The organism is Falsiroseomonas sp. RANM36 (assembly GCF_056682175.1).
Genome location: NZ_JBWXTD010000003.1, coordinates 1,005,213 through 1,023,254 on the forward strand (window position 1 = coordinate 1,005,213; position 18,042 = coordinate 1,023,254).

The following is an 18,042-nucleotide window of genomic DNA, read 5'->3' on the forward strand; positions in this document are numbered from 1 at the left end:
CCACCGTCGCGCGTCGCCACCGTCAGCACGCCATCGGCGAAGCCCAGGCTGCGGCCGCGCAGGCCCCGCGCCCGCGCCCCCGGCGCGCCCCCCCCCCCCCCCCCCCCCCCCGCGACCGCTACTGACGCTCAGCCCCGCAGCAGCCGCGCCCACTCCGCCAGCGCGGCCACGCATTTCGCCACGGCGGCGAGGCTGCGCTCGTCGGTCAGTTCGCCTTCGGTGAAGCGGGTGCCGGCGCTGCCGACATAGACTTCCGGGCCGGGCATCACGCGCATGCCCGTGTTGAGCAGCACGGTGCGCAACTGCTGCTGCGACCGCGCGGTGCCGAGCGAGCCCGGCGTCGCGCCCATGATCGCCACAGGCAGGTCCTGCAGCGGCGTTTTGCGCGTCTCGCCCTCCGGCGCGGTGCGCCCGCCGATGCCCTCCGCGCGCGATGCCCAGTCGATCGCGTTCTTCAGCGGCGCGGGCATGCCGGCATTGTATTCGGGGGTGGCGACCAGCATCGCCTCGGCCGACCACAGCGCGCGCCGGAACTCCTGCACGGCGGCGGGCCATGCCGGCTTCTCGAGGTCCTCGTTGATCAGCGGCAGCGCGCCGATCTCCACCAGCTCGAGCGTCGCGCCGGCCGGCAGATGCGCCGCCGCGGCGCGCAGCAGGGCGCGGTTGAAGGAGGCGGCGCGCAGGCTGCCGCAGATCCCGACGATCTTCACCATGCTCAGCTCTCCCGGACGATCATGCCTCGTCGCATGAGTCGCCGGCAGAAATCCACCGCGCCCTCCCCGAGTTCCGCGGGCGTCGCGCCTTCGGCCAGCCGCTCCATCCACGCCGCCTGCCGCGCATCCAGCCGGAGCGGCGCGCCCACCCAGCGCAGGGAGGCGCCGCCATCGGCCTCCGGCACCAGCACATGCAGCACGCCGGGCGCCAGGCGCAGCCGCGTGCCTTCCTCCGGCATCGGCACGAACAACCCGCGCCCGAGCAGCGCGGGACGATCCGCCGCCAGCCGGTCCAGAAGCTCCAGCGCCGTGCGTTCCAGCGCCGCCGGCTCGGCCAGGCGCGCGGCGAGCGGCCGCGCCATCTCCGCCAGCCGCCCCGGGCCCTCCGCCAGGCGCCATGTCGGAAAGGTCTCGCGCAACGCGGGCTCGGTCTCCTCCAGAAGGTCCACCGCCAGGCGCAGCACGGCGGCGAAGGAGGGATCCATCAGCCCGATGGTGATGTGCAGCGATGGCGCATCGCCCGCCTGCGCCGCGGCATCATGCATCACGCCGCGGGGAACGTAGAGCGTGTCGCCCGCGCGCAGCGTCAGCGCCGCCGGTTCGCCACTCGCGGAAAGGTTGCCGGGCCAGGGGGTGCGGCGCGTCGGGCGCGGCACCGGCTGGTCGGGGAACAGCCGCCAGCGCTTCTCGCCGGTCACCTGCAGCACCAGGACATCGTGCGTGTCGTAATGCACGCGAAACCCCTGCGCGCCGGGCGGCGTCAGGTAGATGTTGGCCTGCACGGCATGGAGAAAGACCTGCTCCAGGCCGCGGCAGAAGCGCATCAGCGGCGGGTGCATCTCGTGGAACTGCGAGACCACCAGCGTGGCGCCGGCGTCGAAGGCGCCGAACAGGCCGGGCAGGTCCACGCGGTCGTCGTCGCGCAGGTATTCGTGCCGCGGCACCGCGGCGCTCCCCTCCCGCCGGCTGTCGGCCATGGAGACGCGCGGCGCGCGCGCCGCATCGGTGGCCAGGAAGGCATCGAGATCGGCGACCGAGAACAGCCCCGCATGGTGCTCGGGGCCGGGGCCGGGCACATGGCGCCAGGCCGTGCCCTCGCGCAGCGCCAGCCCGTCCTCGACCGGCAGGTCGCCGAAGGCCTGGCGCCAGGCCGTTTCCGCCAATGTCGCGTCGCTCGTCATCGGCGCCAGCCTATCGGCCCGGCCGGGCGGTCACCAGCCGCGCCGCCCGCGGCCGGGCGGGTCCGCGGGATCGCTGTCGCTCGCCCCGGCGAGATGGCGCGGCACGCGTGCATAGCCCCGCCCGCCGCCGGGCGGATCGGACGGGTCGCTGTCATTGGCGCCGGTGCGGTAGGGCGCGCGGTAGCCGCCACGCCCGCCGCCGGGCGGGTCGGACGGGTCGCTGTCATTGGCGCCGGTGCGGTAGGGCGCGCGGTAGCCGCCACGCCCGCCGCCCGGCGGGTCCGACGGGTCGTTGTCGCTGAGCCCGGTGCGATGGGGCGCGCGATAGCCGCTGCGCCCGCCGCCCGGCGGGTCGGACGGGTCGTTGTCGCTGGCGCCGGAATAGGTGGCGCCAACCGCAGGGCCGGCCGGCGGATAGGCAGGCACATGCGCGGTCGGCGGCAGCGGCGCCACGCAGGCCGAAGTGGCGCCGCCCGCGCCGCCCACCGCCAGCAGCCGCAGCACGAACAACCGCCGTCGCAGCGGCCTTGCGGGGTCCTCGCCACCATCGGCCATGGCGCAATCCTCCCGGGCCGGAGCGGCCCGCGACGCGCAGGCTGCGCGGAAATCATGGCGATGCCGTGGAGGAACCGCGCCGGACTCAGCGCGGGCCGGGCATCACCACGATCGTCACGGCGCGCGCGCCCGGCTCCTGCAGGCGGCCGCTATAGGCCGTCACGCGCGCCTCCGCGCGCACGCGGTCGCGCTCCACCCCGCGCTGCGCCAGCGCCTGCGCCACCGCCCGCGCGCGCCGCGCGGCGAGCTGCGTGGAGCTTTCGGCGCCGAGGCTCCGGTCGGCATGGCCGAGGACGCAGATGTTCCGCTCCGGCTCCGCCTTCGCCAGCGCGGCGGCGGTGTCGATCCCGGTGCGCGCGACCTCCCGCAGCCGGTCGGAGCCGCGCTCGAAGGGCACGGCGAAGACGTCGTCCTCCAGCGCCTCCGCCCCGACGCAGGAGAAGTCGCGCGGCTGTCCGAGCGCGAGGCCCGGCCAGAGCAGCGCCAGCGCCAGAAGCCGCCTCAAGCCGCCGGCACCAGCAGCCCGGCGCCGGCCAGCTTGCCCAGCAGCGCCTCGGCCTCCACGGCCGGATGGGCGCGGGCGAGTTCCGGCGCCGTGACATCGTTGCGGGCCAGCAGCCAGCCGGCGGCCTCGGCTTCCGGCGCGCTCAGCGGCAGGGTGCCGCTCGCGGTCTTCACCACCCAGTCCGCGCCGCGCCGCACCGGCCTGGCGCCGTTCGCCACCACGCGGAAGGCCGCCGCACCCTCGCCCGCCTCCTCCGCCGCGCCGCCGCCGATGCCGCGGCTGGCCAGGATATCGTAGCCGCCGCGGCTGTAGCGGTAGCCCGCGACGAACTGGGCCAGCGCCTCCATCACCTTCGGCTCCTTGGCGAACTCCGCGATCCGCTGGCCGAGCAGGCCGGCGCGCTGCGTCAGCGCGAATTTCGCCGGTGCCGTTCCATCCTGGCGCGGCAGCGGCTTGCGGAACTCGGCGTCGTGCAGGGCGCGCTCCATCAGGATGTTCAGAAGGTCCATCCCCAGCGGCGCATGCACGCCATAGGCGATGTGGACGCTGGCCGGCGCCTCGGCCAGCGCGTCGTGGTACCAGCCGCGCGGGAGATACAGCAGGTCGCCCGGCTTCATCTTCACCACGCCGCGCAGCTTGCCGCGGGCCTGGTCGTGATGCGCCTGGGGCTGGCCCTTGAAGACCGGATGCGGGATCGGCCACTCGGCGCGGCCCTCCCAGATGTTCCAGTCCTTCTCGCCCTCCACCTGCACGGCCCAGACGTCATGGGTGTCGTAGTGGGTCTTGAACGCCTTGTGGCTCTGCCAGGAGATGTAGACGTTGGCCTGCGCCTTCCCGAGCCCCGCCGCCTCCAGCGCGTTGGAGACGGAGGCGAGCCCGGGCGTCAGGCTGTCCACGTCGTTCATCACCACGCTCGCACCCTTGGCGATCCAGCCCTGCACCAGGCGGGCATCCGGCTGCAGCACCTGCACCCCGTCGCGGCCGAGGGTGCGCGTGCAGAACTGCTCGGGCGGGATGGCCTGGCTGTCCAGTACCAGCTTGAGGGATGTGCCGGTCCAGATATGGGTCATGTCCAGCAGCCGGTTGATCTGCCGCCAGGACAGGACCTGCGCGAACTTGCCGGGCGTGCCGCGCACATGCAGCGGCGCCTTGTCGTGATGCTCGGCGAAGAAGCGCTCCGGGGTGACCGGCGCGAGCAGGGCGGCGAGGTCGGCGATTTCGGACGTCATGGGCGGCAAAATAGCAGCCGGCCGCGGCCAGCGGGAGGCGCGCGACGCGGCGAAACGGGTGGCGGCCGGCGCGTCGGAAATCTTTACGAGTGTGACCGCGGCGCCTGCCGATACCGGTCTATCTCATTGAAATCCCGAAGCACAAGTTCCTGGCCCGCATCTTGCTAATGGGATGCGGAGGGCGCGTCCGGCTGGCGGCGTCAGCCCCGCGAAGAGGACGACAGACATGAGGTTGCGTAACGCTCTCCTGGCGACGGCGGCTTCGCTCGCCATTGCCATGCCGACGATGGCGTCGGCCGCACTGGTCGAGTTCAGCAACATCACCGGCGCGTGGTCGAACGGTGTTCCCGCGGCCAACGTGACCTACAGCACCAGCGGGTCCACCGCCCAGGCGCGCTGGGGCGATCGCACCCCGCAGAGCGGCTACAACTTCACGCCGGTGGGCGGCGTGATCGGCATCGACACGCTGCCGTCGGATCCGTTCGCCCTCGGCACCTTCGAGCACGAGAACTTCGTGATCGATCCCACCACCTCGATCACCTCGATCCGCCTGACGGTGACGGCCGACATCAAGATCGACGGCAGCGACGAGGGCACGCGTAACTTCGTGTTCAACTTCACGCATGTCGAGACGCCGAACTCGGCCGATCCCTGCGCCTACGGCGGCGACAACGGCCAGGGCGTGAACATCAACGGCTGCGCCGACCGCGTGACCGTGACGAACGCCGGCAACACCGAGGTGATCGTCGTCGGCGACCAGAAGTATACCGTCACGATCATCGGCTTCGAGGTGGGCGGCAGCGTCGTGAACCAGTTCCTGACCCTCGAGCAGGCGGTGAACACCGCGACGCTGTTCGCGCGGGTCACGGTGGCCGACATCCCGGTGCCGGCGCCGGCGTCGCTCGCGCTGTTCGGCGTGGGCCTGGCCGGTCTCGGCATCGCCGCGCGCCGCCGCCGCGCCGCCTGAGCGGGAAAGGGGGCGGCGCCTCGGCGCCGCCCTTGCCGCCGCCCGCCGGGCGGCGCAGTGTGTCGGCGCGGAGGGAGGCAAATGCCCGAAGCGCTGCAAGCCGACACTGACGGGCTCCGCCCGATTGTCCTGGCCGCCGCCGAAGCGGCACTCCAACATGTCGCGCCGTCGCTGCCGCCCAGTGCGGCCGAATTGCTGCGCCGCCTCTTCGCCGCCGTCCCGACCGCCGAACTCGCTGCCGCGCCGCCCGAGGCGCTGGCGGAAGCCGCGGCCAGCCTCCATGCCTTCGCCGAGACACGCCGCCCGCGGGAGGCGAAGCTGCGCGTCCTGCCGCCCGGCCCGGGCCGCGGCGCGCTGCCGGTGGTCGAGATCGTCGTGGAGGACATGCCCTTCCTGGTGGACAGCGCGCTCGCCGCGCTCGCCCTCCGCGGCCGCACGGTCCGCCAGCTGCTGCACCCGATCGTGCCGGTGCGCCGCGACGCCGAGGGCCGCCTGCTGGAGATCGCCGGCGCCGCCGCCCCGGAGGCCCGCCCCGCCGCCGGCGTGACGCGCGAGAGCATGATGCGCATCGCGCTCGCCCCCGGCGCGGCGGTGACGCTCGGCGCCGGCGCGCCCGTCCCGGCCGCCGACGACCTGGCCGCGCTGCAGGACGCGCTGGCCCGCGCGATGGCCGATGTGCGCATCGCGGTGACGGATTTCGGCGCCATGCGCGCCCGCCTGCAGGCCGCCGAGGCCGAGGTCGGGGGCGGCGAGAACGCCGAGTTCCTGCGCTGGCTGGCGGAGGAGAACTTCGTCCTGCTCGGCCATCGCCGCCTCGCCCTCCATCCCGACGGCACGGCCACGGCGTTGGAGGAGGAGAATCTCGGCCTGCTGCGCGATGCGCGCCTGCCGGTCTTCGACGCGCTGCGGGGCCTGCCCGCGCTGCCGCCCGCGGTGCGGGAGAACCTGCTCCGCATGGGCGCGGTGACGGTCGCCAAGGCGAACATGCGCGCAACCGTCCACCGGCCCCAGCATGCCGATGTGGTGATCACCCGCATCCGCGACGGGGAGGGGCGCATCACCGGCGGCAGGCTGTTCCTCGGCCTCTTCGCCGCCGCCGCCTACAACCGCAACCCGCGCTCGATCCCGCTGCTGCGGGAGAAGGTGCTGCGCATCCTGGCCCGCGCCGGCGTGGACCCGGAGACGCATGACGGCCGGGCGCTGCGCAACATCCTCGACACCTGGCCGCGCGACGAGCTGTTCCAGGCGCCGGAGGAGGCGATCCTGCAGGGCTGCCTGCGCGCGCTGGATCTCTCGATCCGCCCGCGCGCCGCGCTTGTGCTGCGCCGCGACCCCTTCGAGCGCTTCGTCTCCGCCATCGCCTGGCTGCCCCGCGACACCTTCGACACCACGATGCGCGAGCGCATCGGCGGGCTGATCGCGGGCGCCTTCCGCGGGCGCCTCTCGGCCTTCTACACGCTGCTCGGCGATGCGCCGCTGGCGCGCGTGCACTACGTGATCGGTACCACGCCCGGCGCGCTGCCGGCGGTGGACGACGCCGCGCTGGAAGCGGCGCTCGCCCAGGCGGCGCGCGGCTTCCAGGACCGCCTGGACGAGGCGCTGGCGAACGAGGTCGGCGAGGCCGCGGCCGCGCCGCTGCTCGCCACCTGGCGCGACGCCTTCCCCCCCGCCTATCGCGAGACCGAGACGACGGCGCAGGGCGTCGCGGACCTGCTGCTGGCCCGGCGCGCGGCCGATGCCGGGCAGCCGGCCACCGCGCTGTCGCGTCCGGCCGGGGCGGATGCGCGCACGCTGGTGCTGCGGCTGGCCAATCCCGGCGGCTCGCTGCCGCTGTCCGATGCGCTGCCGCTGTTCGGCAGCCTGGACCTGCGCGCCACGGAGGAAGTGCCGCATCGCCTGACGCCGGCCGGCCTGCCGCCGGTGGTGCTGCACGTCTTCACGCTGCACGCCGCCGTGCCCTGCGACGCCACGCGCTTCGAGCCGCTGCTGGAGGCGCTCGGCGCGCTGCTGGACGGAAGGGCAGAGGCGGACGGCTTCAACCGCCTGGTGCTGCGCGCCGGCCTCGACTGGCGCGAATGCTGGCTGCTGCGCGCGATGTTCCGCTGGCTCAAGCAGGTCGGCTTCGGCTTCTCCCAGGAAAGCGTGGAGGCGGCGCTGGCGGCGCAGCCCGATGCCGCGCGCATCCTGGTGGACCTGTTCCTGCACCGCTTCGATCCAGCGCTGCCGCGCGCCCCGGCCATGGAGCAGAAGCTCGACGAGGCCTGGCGCACGCTGCTGGACGGCGTGGCCAACCCGGACGAGGACCGCATCCTGACGCGGCTGCGCACGCTGCTGGACGCGATGCTCCGCACCAACTTCTTCCAGCGCAAGCCCTACCTCGCCTTCAAGCTGGACAGCGGCGTGGCCGGCGACATGCCGAGCCCGCGGCCCTGGCGCGAGATCTTCGTCCACGCGCCGCGCATGGAAGGCGTGCATCTGCGCGCCGGCGCCGTCGCGCGCGGCGGCATCCGCTGGTCGGACCGGCGCGAGGATTTCCGCACCGAGATCCTCGGGCTGATGAAGGCGCAGCGGCTGAAGAACGTGGTGATCGTGCCGACGGGCGCGAAGGGCGGCTTCATCCTCAAGCACCCGCCGCCCGCGTCGGATCGCGAGGCCTTCATGGCCGAAGGCGTCGCGGCCTATCGCACGCTGGTGCGCGGCATGCTCGACCTGACCGACAACATCACGGCCGAGGGCATCGTCACGCGCGAGAGCATCGTGCGCCGCGACGCCGACGATCCCTACATCGTCGCCGCCGCCGACAAGGGCACGGCGACCTTCAGCGACATCGCGAATGCGCTGTCCGCGGAATACGATTTCTGGCTCGGCGACGCCTTCGCCTCGGGCGGGTCGGCCGGCTACGACCACAAGGGCATGGGCATCACGGCGCGCGGCGCCTGGGTGATGGTGGACCGCCACTTCCGCGAAACGCTGGGGCGCTCGGTGCAGGATGCGCCCTTCAGCTGCGCCGGCGTCGGCGACATGTCGGGCGACGTCTTCGGCAACGGGCTGCTGGTCTCGCGGCAGACGCGGCTGCTCGCCGCCTTCGACCACCGCCACATCTTCCTCGACCCCGATCCCGATCCGGAGGTCTCGTACGCGGAGCGCGAGCGGCTGTTCCGCCTGCCGCGTTCCTCCTGGGCGGACTACGAGACGCGGCTGCTCTCGCCCGGCGGCGCGGTGCTGCCGCGCAATGCCAAGACCCTGCCGCTGAGCGAGCAGGCGCAGGCGATGCTCGGCATCGCGCAGCCGCGCGCCGAGCCGGCGGAGATCATGCAGGCGATCCTGAAGCTGCCGGTGGACCTGCTCTATTTCGGCGGCATCGGCACCTATGTGAAGGCGAGCACCGAGACGCAGGCGGAAGCCGGCGACCGGGCCAATGACGCGATCCGCGTGGACGGCGCGGCGCTGCGCGCGCGGGTGGTGGGCGAAGGCGCCAATCTCGCCGTGACCCAGGCCGGGCGGATCGAGGCGGCGCAGAAGGGCAACGAAGGTCGCGGCGTGCGGCTCAACACCGATGCGCTCGACAACTCCGCCGGCGTCTCCACCTCCGACCACGAGGTCAACATCAAGATCCTGCTGGCGGAGGCGGAGCGCGACGGCACGCTGACGCGGCGCCAGCGCGACGAGCTGCTGTCCGAGATGACGGAGGAGGTCGCGGCCCTCGTCCTGGCGGACAACGAGGCGCAGTCGCTGGCCGTCAGCCTGGAGGCGCTGCGCGCGACCGAGGATCTCGCCGCGCATGGCGCGCTGATGCAGCGGCTGGAGGCGGAAGGGGGGCTGGACCGCGCCGTGGCCGGCCTGCCCGACGCCGCCGCGCGGCGCCAGCGCGGCGCGGCGAATGAAGGCCTCACGCGGCCCGAGATCGCAGCCCTGCTGCCCTTCGCGAAGCTCTGGCTCACCGAGGCGATCGGGGACAGCGGCCTGCCCGACGATCCCGCGCTGGCGCCGCTGCTCGTCGCATATTTCCCGACGCCGCTGCGCGAGCGCTTCGGCGCGCTGATCCCGCGCCATCGGCTGCGGCGGGAGCTGGTGGCGATGATGCTGGCGAACATGGTCGCGAACCGGCTCGGCGTGGCCGGCGTCGCGCGCCTGGCGGGCGCCGCGGGCGAAGCCGCCGCGGTGGCGCGTGCCGCCTGGCTGGCCGATTCGCTGTTCGGGCTGGAACGGGCTGCGGCGGCAGCCGACGCCGCAGCCGCGCCCGCGGCCACCCGGCTCGCCGCGCTGCTCGGCCTGCGCCGCCTGCAGGAAGGCGCCGCGCGCGAGTTGCTGGGCGGGGAGGGCCCGCTCGGCGAGACGCTGGCGGCGCTGGCGCCGGGCGTGGCCGCGCTGGCCGCGGCGGCCGACGTCGCGCCGGGCCCGGAGGCCGGCGTGCTGGCCGAGGCGGGCATCCCGGCGGGCGTCGCCACGCTCGCCGCCACGCCGGGCCTCGCCGCGGCGCCGGCCATCGTGCGTCTGGCGCAGCAGGCGGGCGTGGCGCCGGATGCGGCCGGTGCCGCCTGGGCCACGGTGGGCGAGGCCTTCGCGCTCGATGCGCTGCGCGCGGCGACGGAGGGTGCGCGCGCCAGCGGCCCCTTCGCCGCGCGCGCCAAGGAAGAGGCGCTGGACGACCTCGGCGGTCTGCAGGCCAGGCTCGCGCGCGCCAGCCTTTCCGGCATGGCGCCGGACGGGCCGGCGGCGCTGGCAGCCGCGCGGCTGGCGCGGGAAGCGGCGGCGGCCGGCGACCTCGTCGCCATCGGTGTCGCGGCGCGGGCGCTGGGCGCGCTAGAGCAGCGCCCGTTCGAGTGGAACCGCTCCGCAGTTCCGCCGAACGGGCATAAGCTGCTCTAGAGTCATAATTTCTGGAGCACGACCTTCCGATCGACTGATTCCAGTCGATCGGAACGTGCTCTAGGGTAAGCGGGACAGAGCTGTTCCCGGCGGCCGGCAGGCCACCCGCGCGCAGGGCAACAGAGGATCGGGCGGGACATGTCTGAGGCGCGCAGCCAAGGCCGCGGATGCGGCCGCATCACGCCGAAGGCGTGCCTCCGGCACGACGCGATTGAGGTCGCATGAAGATCCTTGCCTGGGCCTTCTACGACTGGGCCAACAGCGCCTTCCCGACGGTGGTCTCCACCTTCGTCATCGCGGCCTATTTCGCGCAGGGCATCGCCGCCGATCCGGCGACGGGGCAGGCGCAATGGGGCTGGATGCAGGCGGCGTCGGGGCTCTGCATCGCGCTGCTCTCGCCGGTGCTCGGCGCCATCGCGGATGCGGGCGGGCGGCGGCGCAGCATGCTGGCGGCCTTCACCGTGATCACCGCGGTCGCGACGGCCGCGATCTGGTTCGCGAAGCCCGACCCGTCCTATGCGCTCTACGCGCTGCTCTGCGTCGGCATCGCGACGATCGGCTTCGAGGTCGGCACCGTCTTCTACAACTCGATGCTGCCGCAGGTCGCGCCGCGCGATCGGATCGGGCGCGTCTCCGGCCTCGCCTGGGGGCTCGGCTATGCGGGCGGGCTGGTGTGCCTCGGCCTGTGCCTCGTGCTGCTGGTGCGGCCGGACCCTGCGCTGTTCGGGCTGGATCGCGGGCAGGCGGAGCATGTGCGGGCGACGGCGCTGCTGGTGGCGGTCTGGCTGATGCTGTTCTCCTGGCCGGCGCTGGTCGCGCTGGCCGATCCGCCGGGTCGCAAGCCAAGCTGGCATGCGGCGGCGGCGCAGGGCCTGGCCGAGATCTGCGCCGTGCTGCGCAGCCTGCCGCAGCAGCGCGACCTGCTGCGCTTCCTGGTGGCGCGGCTGTTCTACACGGACGGCCTCAACACGCTCTTCGCCTTCGGCGCGATCTACGCCGCGGGCGTCTTCGGCATGGGCTTCGAGGAGATCCTGCTCTTCGGCATCGCGATGAACGTCGCGGCCGGCGCCGGCGCCGCCGGCTTCGCGCTGGTCGAGGACCGCTTGGGATCGCGCCGGATGGTGCTGCTGTCCCTCTCGGCCATCATCCTGCTTGGCGGCGGGCTGCTGCTGGCGACGAGCACGACGATGTTCTGGACGCTGGCGCTGACGGTCGGGCTGTTCTTCGGCCCCTCCCAGGCGGCCAGCCGCGCCTTCATGGCCCGCATCGCGCCGGAGGGCGAGACATCGGCCTGGTTCGGCCTGTTCGCGCTCTCGGGCCGCGTCACCGGCTTCCTCGGGCCGGCGGCGCTGGCGGCCGTGACCGCGATCAGCGACAGCCAGCGCCTCGGCATGGCGACGGTGATCGTGTTCCTCGCGCTCGGCGCGCTGATCCTGGCGACGGTGCGCGACGAGGCGCGGTAGCCGCGCCGCGGCCCCCGCGCGCGCGAATCAGAGGATGAAGGTCGATTCCGCCGGCAGGCTCAGGCCGCTGATCAGCACCACCAGGTCGGCCTCCGCATCGGCGTCGGCACCGTCCACCTCGATGCGCAGCATGCGCAGCGCCAGGTCGCGCTCCAGCCGCAGCTCGGCGATGCCCTCGCCGCCGGTGAAGGCGGCGGTGCCGATGAAATCGAGCCCGCCGAAGGCCGTCAGGTCGATGCGGTCCTCGCCGCGCACGAAGCCCAGGATCGTGTCGGGCGTCAGGCGCGCGCTGTCGCCGGGGGCGAAGACAAAGACGTCGTTGCCGGCGCCGCCGCGCATCACGTCCACGCCCGTGCCGCCGACCAGCGTGTCGTCGCCCTCGTCGCCGAGCAGCAGGTCGATGCCGGCGCCGCCCAGCAGCAGGTCGCCCTCGGTGCCGCCGCGGAGCAGGTCGGCGCCGTCGCCACCCTCGAGCGTGTCCGCACCGGCCTCGCCCAGCAGGATGTCGATCCCCTCCTGGCCCTGCAGCAGGTCGCCATCCTCGCCGCCGCGCAGCAGGTCGGCATCGGCGCCGCCCTGCAGGCTGTCCGCGCCCGCGCCGCCGAGCAGCGTGTCGAAGCCGGCGCCGCCCAGCAGCAGGTCGTCGCCGCCGCCGGCGAAGAGCAGGTCGCTGCCATCGCCGCCGTCGAGCGTGTCGGCGCCGTCCTCCTCGATCAGCCGGTCGTCGCCGGCCTCGCCCAGCAGGCGATCGTTGCCGGCCTGGCCCTTGAGCACGTCGTCGCCGGCGCCGCCTTCCAGCACGTCGTCGCCGCCGCGGCCGAGCATGGTGTCGTCGCCCGCCCCGCCTTCCAGCGTGTTGTCGCGCGCCGTGCCGAAGAGCTGCTGCGCCGGCGGCTCCACCACCTCGAAGCGCGCGGCGAGGATGCGGTAGTCGAAGCCGTTGAAGGTGTCCTCGAAGGCGACGACCAGCGTGCCGTCGCCGGTGACCGCCATCTCGGGCCGCGTCTGCTGGCCCTGCGCCGTGGCGTCGAGGCGGATCACGCCGCCATCGAGCGAGCCGTCCGCGTTCAGGCGCTGGGCGAGGATGTTCGGGTCGAAGCCGCCCGTCGCGAAGCCGGAGATCGCGACCAGCACGTCGCCATCCGGCAGCACGGCAAGCTCCGTCGTGCCGAAGCTGTTGGCGGCGAAGGCGATGTCGCGTGCGGCGCCCTGCTGCGCTCCGGTCGCGTCGAGGAAATAGACCCGCACGACGGAGGCGCCGGGGTTGATCGACAGGGTGTGCGCGACGACGAGCCCGCCATCCGGGCGCGCGGCGAGCACCGGGAGGTAGCGGTCCGGGTTCACCGGCGTGAAGGTCGGCAGCGCGGCGACCGATCCGTCGAGGTTGCGGAACACGATCTCCGAGACGGTGGTGACACCGGTGAAGCGCTGCGCGGCGATCGCCAGCACATCGGCATTCGGGCCCTGCAGCGCCGCCGTGCCGTCATGCACGCCGATGCCGACGAAGGCGCCGTTGGAGTCGAGGATGGTGCTGCTGTCGCCGAGCGTGCCGTCGGCCTCGATCACCTGCAGCACCAGCCGGTCGGGGCTGCCGGCGCCGTCGGTGTAGAGCAGGCCGGCGCGCCCGCCGCTGAGCGCGACGATCTGGTTGAAGTTCACGCCCTCCGAGAAGGCACCACCGGTGGCGACCGCGATCTCGCCGCCCACCAGGCTGCCGGTCGCGGGGTCCATCAGGAAGGCGCCGATGCGGCTGGTGCCGGCGGGCACGTCCGCAACGCCGAAGCCGGCGGCGACGAGACCGCTGGAGAGGGTGACGAGACCGTGGCCATCGAAATTCCCGGCGAGGTCGGCGCTGACCGGCGCCGCGGGGCCGAGCGCCGCGCCATCCGCCCCGAAGCGGCGGATCATCATCGTCACGCCGCCATCGGCATCCACCGCATAGGGGTAGCCGGACGGGGCGGCGGCGGCGGTCTGTGGCAGGAAATCGTGCCACATCGCGACGAAGCCGCCGCCGGAAGTACCGGTGATGCGCGGGGCGTATTCGGCGCCGAAGCGGGAGGTGCCGTCCTCCGGAGACAGCAGAAGGTTGGCCTGGGCAGGGATCGCGGTGGTCGAGGTCATGCCGGAGTCCTGACGAATACGTGATGGCGTGACCTCTTTTTCAGATGCGCGACTGCCTCGCAAGCAACCGTAAGTTGCGGATGGGTCAGGAATTGTCGAAGGACCGGGGTGTCGAGGGTCCGACAGGGTCGCGTTCTGTCCACCGCGCATCGGTCAGCCGCGAGATGCCGCAAGCCCCGCGCGCGGCCAAGGGCGGCCCCTGGGCGCATCCGCCCGGCCTCTGGAACCGCCAGGGCGCCCCGCCCCCGGCTGGCCTCTGCGGCGGCGCGATCGGAGGGTGTCCGCCTTGGAATCGTGCCGGACGGCGCACACGGCCCTTGACCCTGGCGGCGGGCATGTCATGTCCCGCCCCGTCATGGACCTCCCCGCCGAGCCGTCGCCCCCCGTGGCCACGTCCCCCAGGCGGCCGCGCGTGGCGGTCGTGCTGTTCAACCTGGGTGGACCGGATGCTCCCGAGAGCGTCCGGCCCTTCCTCGTCAACCTGTTCACCGATCCCGCCATCCTGCGGGTGCCGGGCTGGGTGCGTCCCTGGCTCGGGCGGATCATCGCCTGGCGCCGCACCAAACCGGCGAGCGAGAACTACGCGATCCTCGGCGGCCGCTCGCCCCTGCTGGAGCTGACGCAGGAACAGGCGGACGCGCTCGAAGCCGTGCTGAACGCCGAGGGCGAGGTGGAGGCCAAGGCCTTCATCGCCATGCGCTACTGGCACCCGATGAGCGATGCCTGCGCCGCCGCGGTGAAGGCCTGGGGGCCGGATGAGGTGCTGCTGCTGCCGCTCTATCCGCAGTTCTCCACCACCACGACCGGCAGCTCGATGCTTGCCTGGGAAAAGGCCGCGGCGCGGGCCGGGCTCGTCGCGCCCACCACCACGCTCTGCTGCTTCCACTCCGATCCGGGCTTCGCCGAGGCGACGGCGCGGATGGTGCGCGAGGCGTGGGACAAGGCGCGCGGCCAGCTCGACCCGGCGGTGCGGCTGCGCATCCTGTTCAGCGCCCATGGCCTGCCGGAAAGCATCGTCACCGCCGGCGACCCCTATCAGTGGCAGGTGGAGCAGTCGGTCGCGCAGGTGGTCGAGCGGCTGGGGATCGCGGAGCTGGACCACGTGGTCTGCTACCAGTCCCGGGTGACGCCGCAGAAATGGATCGGCCCCTCGACCGAGGACGAGCTGGAGCGCGCCGGGCACGACAAGGTGGCGGTGCTGGTGGTGCCGATCGCCTTCACCTCGGAGCATTCCGAGACACTGGTGGAGCTCGACGTCGAGTACCGCGAGGAGGCCGAGCGCTTCGGCGTGCCCGGCTATTTCCGCTCCCCGGCGCAGAACGCCGATCCCGGCTTCGTGGCGGCGCTGGCGGCGCTGGTGCGGCAGGCCCGGGGGTCGGGCCGCAGCCTCTGCTCCTTCGCCGGCGCGCGGCAATGCCCGAAGCAGCACCGCGACTGCCCGCACGAGAAGGCCGCGGCCGCGCGGCGCGCCAAGGTGATGGCGTGAGCGGCGGCGCCGCGCCGCGCCGGCCCGCTGCCGTCCTGTTCGACTGCGACGGCGTGCTGGCCGACACCGAGGCGCTGCACGACCGCATCATGGCGGAGGAGATCAGCCGGCTCGGCTGGGAGATCTCGCCCGAGGAAGGCGCGCGCCGGTTCCGCGGCCTCGCCTGGGAGGCGATCGGGCCGGTGGTCGAGCAGCGGCTGGGCCCCGGCGCGGTGCCCGCGGACTTCCTGCCGCAGCTGATCGCCCGCGTCGTGCGCGCGCTGGAGGAAGAGGCGGAGCCGGTGCCCGGCGTGCTCGCCGCGCTCGAGGCCATCACCGCCGCGGGGATCCCGGTGGCGGTCGCCAGCAACTCGTCCCGCCCGGAACTGGCGACCAAGCTGCGTCGCCTCGGCCTGGTCGAGACCTTCCGTGGCCGCACCTTCAGCGTGAACGATGTCGCGCAGCCGAAGCCGGCCCCGGACATGTACCGCGCCGCCGCGGCCGCCGGCGGCGCCGACCCCCGCGACTGCGTGGTGGTGGAGGACAGCATCGCCGGCGCGCGCGCCGGGGTCGCCGCGGGCTGCCGCGTGCTCGGCTATGCCCATGACGGCACGGCGGAGGCGCTGCGCGCCGTGGGCGCCGAGCCCTTCTCCGCGATGGCCAGGCTGCCGGGGCTGCTCGGGCTGGCGGGGGCGCCGGCGCTGTCCGCGGGGATGCCGTGACGCTCGATTTCCTGGCGCCGCTCTATCCCTGGACCAAGTCGCTGCACGTGATCTCGGTCTTCGCCTGGATGGCGGGACTGTTCTACCTGCCGCGGCTTTACGTCTACCACTCGCAGGTGCCGCCCGGGGATCCGCGCTCTGAGACCTTCAAGGTGATGGAGCGGCGGCTGCTGAAGGCGATCATGAACCCCGCCATGATCGCCTCCTTCCTGTTCGGGATCCTGGTGGTGTTGACGCCGGGCGTGATCGACTGGACCGCTGGCTGGTGGCACCTGAAGCTGGCCGGCGTCGCGGCGTTGACCTGGTGCCATCACGACCTGGCCAAGGCGCTGAAAGGCTTCGCGCGGGACGAGCGGCCGCGCAGCGAGCGCGGCTGGCGCATCCTGAACGAGGTGCCGACCCTGGCGCTGATCGTCATCGTGTTGATGGTGATCGCCCGGCCCTTCTGACGCCGGCGCGCCGCGACGCCGGGGCCGGGCGCCGATCGGGGTCGCCGGGGCATGGCCCGGCCGGGTTGACTCGGGCCGGGCCCATCACTACTGTCCGGCTGCCTCATGGCACTCGGCCGCGATTCGGCGCCTTGGTCAGGGTTCGCCCCGATCCGGCCTGGCGCAGCCGATCCCTCCCAAATACCTCCCGGATGCCGCCATCGAAGCCCGAGAACCGGGCGAGCGGCACGGCAAGGACCTGACGAACAGCCGCATGCGGCCCGTCCGGCCCAGCCGCCCTGGGGTCCCCTCGCCTCTCTCTTCGCGCGCGGTCCACGGCGCGCAGCACGGACGCAAACGGCCCATGCACCTTTCCGAACTCAAGGCCAAATCACCGAGCGAGCTGCTCGCCTTCGCCGAGGAAGTCGGCGTCGAGAACGCCTCGTCGCTGCGCAAGCAGGACATGATGTTCGCCATCCTCAAGACGCTGGCGGACAACGAGCAGGCGATCTACGGCGACGGCACGCTCGAGATCCTCTCCGACGGCTTCGGCTTCCTGCGCAGCCCGCAGGCCAACTACCTGCCCGGCCCCGACGACATCTATGTATCCCCCGCGCAGGTGCGCCGCTTCGGCCTGCGCACCGGCGACACGGTGGAAGGCCAGATCCGGGCGCCGAAGGACGGCGAGCGCTACTTCGCGCTCCTCAAGGTGGACAACGTCAATTTCGAGCCGCCGGAAGCGCTCCGCCACCGCATCAACTTCGACAACCTGACGGCGCTCTATCCGACGCGGCGGCTCAAGATGGAGAATGCCGAGGTCGAATCCGTGGCGAAGGGCCCGACCAAGGACAACACCCACCGCGTCATCGACCTGGTCGCGCCGATCGGCATGGGCCAGCGCGCGCTGATCGTGGCACCGCCGCGCACCGGCAAGACGGTGATGCTGCAGAACATCGCAAAGTCCATCACCGCGAACCACCCCGAGGTCTTCCTGATCGTGCTGCTGATCGACGAGCGGCCGGAGGAGGTGACCGACATGGCGCGCACCGTGCGCGGCGAGGTGGTCGCCTCCACCTTCGACGAGCCGGCGACGCGCCACGTGCAGGTGACGGAGATGGTGCTCGAGAAGGCCAAGCGCCTGGTCGAGCACAAGCGTGACGTGGTTATTCTGCTCGACTCGATCACGCGGCTCGGGCGAGCCTACAACTCGGTCGTGCCGTCCTCGGGCAAGGTGCTGACCGGCGGCGTGGACGCGAACGCCCTGCAGCGCCCGAAGCGCTTCTTCGGCGCGGCGCGCAACATCGAGGAAGGCGGCAGCCTCACCATCATCGCCACCGCGCTGATCGACACCGGCAGCCGCATGGACGAGGTGATATTCGAGGAGTTCAAGGGCACCGGCAATTCGGAGCTCGTCCTCGACCGCAAGCTGTCGGACAAGCGCACCTTCCCCGCGATCGACATCACCAAGTCCGGCACCCGCAAGGAGGAGCTGCTGGTGGATCGCGGGACGCTGTCCAAGATGTGGGTGCTGCGCCGCATCCTGAACCCGATGGGCACGCAGGACGCGATGGAGTTCCTGCTGGACAAGCTCAAGTATTCCAAGACCAATCAGGACTTCTTCGATGCCATGAACACCTGAAAGGTGTTCATGGCATCGAGATTTCTTTGCCCTCAAGCGCCGGGCGCGCGCTCCGCGCGCTTGGCTTGCGCGCCACGCGCCGGGGCGCCCGGCCAAGCGGTCGGTCTGGGTGCGGGCCGCATTCGCGGCGGGGGGGGGGGGGGGGGGGGGGCCGGGGGGGGGGGGGGGGGGGGGGGGGGGGGGCC

13 protein-coding genes are annotated in these 18,042 nt (G+C 73.1%); 7 read left to right on the plus strand and 6 right to left on the minus strand.

Annotation, left to right across the window (positions count from 1 at the left end):
- Positions 1 to 128: 128 nt before the first annotated feature.
- The 5 genes from AC1MIR_RS09635 to AC1MIR_RS09655 all read right to left on the minus strand — a co-directional run bounded on the left by AC1MIR_RS09635 (position 129) and on the right by AC1MIR_RS09655 (position 4,183).
- Complete coding sequence (locus tag AC1MIR_RS09635; RefSeq protein WP_480027952.1) at positions 129 to 713, minus strand: NADPH-dependent FMN reductase; 585 nt, start codon at positions 711 to 713, stop codon at positions 129 to 131.
- 2 nt (positions 714 to 715) lie between these two features.
- Positions 716 to 1,894 (minus strand): JmjC domain-containing protein, encoded by a 1,179-nt coding sequence (locus tag AC1MIR_RS09640; RefSeq protein ID WP_480027953.1) that lies wholly within the window; start codon positions 1,892 to 1,894, stop codon positions 716 to 718.
- A 30-nt stretch (positions 1,895 to 1,924) separates the two neighbouring features.
- Positions 1,925 to 2,449 (minus strand): hypothetical protein, encoded by a 525-nt coding sequence (locus AC1MIR_RS09645; RefSeq protein ID WP_480027954.1) that lies wholly within the window; start codon positions 2,447 to 2,449, stop codon positions 1,925 to 1,927.
- A gap of 85 nt (positions 2,450 to 2,534) precedes the next feature.
- Positions 2,535 to 2,954: an OmpA family protein gene (locus tag AC1MIR_RS09650; RefSeq protein ID WP_480027955.1), complete on the minus strand. Its 420-nt coding sequence runs from the start codon at positions 2,952 to 2,954 to the stop codon at positions 2,535 to 2,537.
- Positions 2,951 to 4,183, minus strand: a complete 1,233-nt coding sequence (locus AC1MIR_RS09655) for a cupin domain-containing protein (protein ID WP_480027956.1) — start codon at positions 4,181 to 4,183, stop codon at positions 2,951 to 2,953. The genes AC1MIR_RS09650 and AC1MIR_RS09655 overlap by 4 nt, the downstream gene beginning before the upstream one ends.
- Positions 4,184 to 4,409: 226 nt before the next feature.
- Here AC1MIR_RS09655 and AC1MIR_RS09660 point away from each other — a divergent pair, with 226 nt between their 5' ends.
- The 3 genes from AC1MIR_RS09660 (at position 4,410) to AC1MIR_RS09670 (ending at position 11,482) form a co-directional block, all read left to right on the plus strand.
- Positions 4,410 to 5,150 carry a THxN family PEP-CTERM protein gene (locus tag AC1MIR_RS09660; RefSeq protein WP_480027957.1) on the plus strand — a complete coding sequence of 247 codons (741 nt, stop codon included), beginning with the start codon at positions 4,410 to 4,412 and terminating at the stop codon, positions 5,148 to 5,150.
- A gap of 81 nt (positions 5,151 to 5,231) precedes the next feature.
- A complete protein-coding gene (locus AC1MIR_RS09665) occupies positions 5,232 to 10,019 on the plus strand; it encodes an NAD-glutamate dehydrogenase (RefSeq protein ID WP_480027958.1) in 4,788 nt (1,595 codons plus the stop codon).
- Positions 10,020 to 10,240: 221 nt separating this feature from the next.
- A complete protein-coding gene (locus tag AC1MIR_RS09670) occupies positions 10,241 to 11,482 on the plus strand; it encodes an MFS transporter (RefSeq protein ID WP_480027959.1) in 1,242 nt (413 codons plus the stop codon).
- 27 nt (positions 11,483 to 11,509) lie between these two features.
- Here the strand turns inward: AC1MIR_RS09670 and AC1MIR_RS09675 are convergent, their stop codons facing one another.
- The gene (locus AC1MIR_RS09675; RefSeq protein ID WP_480027960.1) at positions 11,510 to 13,603 is read right to left on the minus strand and encodes a calcium-binding protein; all 2,094 of its coding nucleotides are present in this window, start codon (positions 13,601 to 13,603) and stop codon (positions 11,510 to 11,512) included.
- Between the two features lie 412 nt (positions 13,604 to 14,015).
- Between AC1MIR_RS09675 and hemH the strand changes: the two genes are divergently transcribed.
- From hemH to rho, 4 genes are all read left to right on the plus strand, one after another.
- The gene (hemH, locus tag AC1MIR_RS09680) at positions 14,016 to 15,089 is read left to right on the plus strand and encodes a ferrochelatase (protein ID WP_480027961.1); all 1,074 of its coding nucleotides are present in this window, start codon (positions 14,016 to 14,018) and stop codon (positions 15,087 to 15,089) included.
- A complete protein-coding gene (locus tag AC1MIR_RS09685) occupies positions 15,086 to 15,790 on the plus strand; it encodes an HAD family hydrolase (RefSeq protein ID WP_480027962.1) in 705 nt (234 codons plus the stop codon). The genes hemH and AC1MIR_RS09685 overlap by 4 nt, the downstream gene beginning before the upstream one ends.
- Positions 15,787 to 16,239: a protoporphyrinogen oxidase HemJ gene (gene hemJ / locus AC1MIR_RS09690; RefSeq protein WP_480027963.1), complete on the plus strand. Its 453-nt coding sequence runs from the start codon at positions 15,787 to 15,789 to the stop codon at positions 16,237 to 16,239. The genes AC1MIR_RS09685 and hemJ overlap by 4 nt, the downstream gene beginning before the upstream one ends.
- 343 nt (positions 16,240 to 16,582) lie before the next feature.
- Complete coding sequence (gene rho / locus AC1MIR_RS09695; protein WP_480027964.1) at positions 16,583 to 17,857, plus strand: transcription termination factor Rho; 1,275 nt, start codon at positions 16,583 to 16,585, stop codon at positions 17,855 to 17,857.
- Positions 17,858 to 18,042 lie beyond the last annotated feature (185 nt).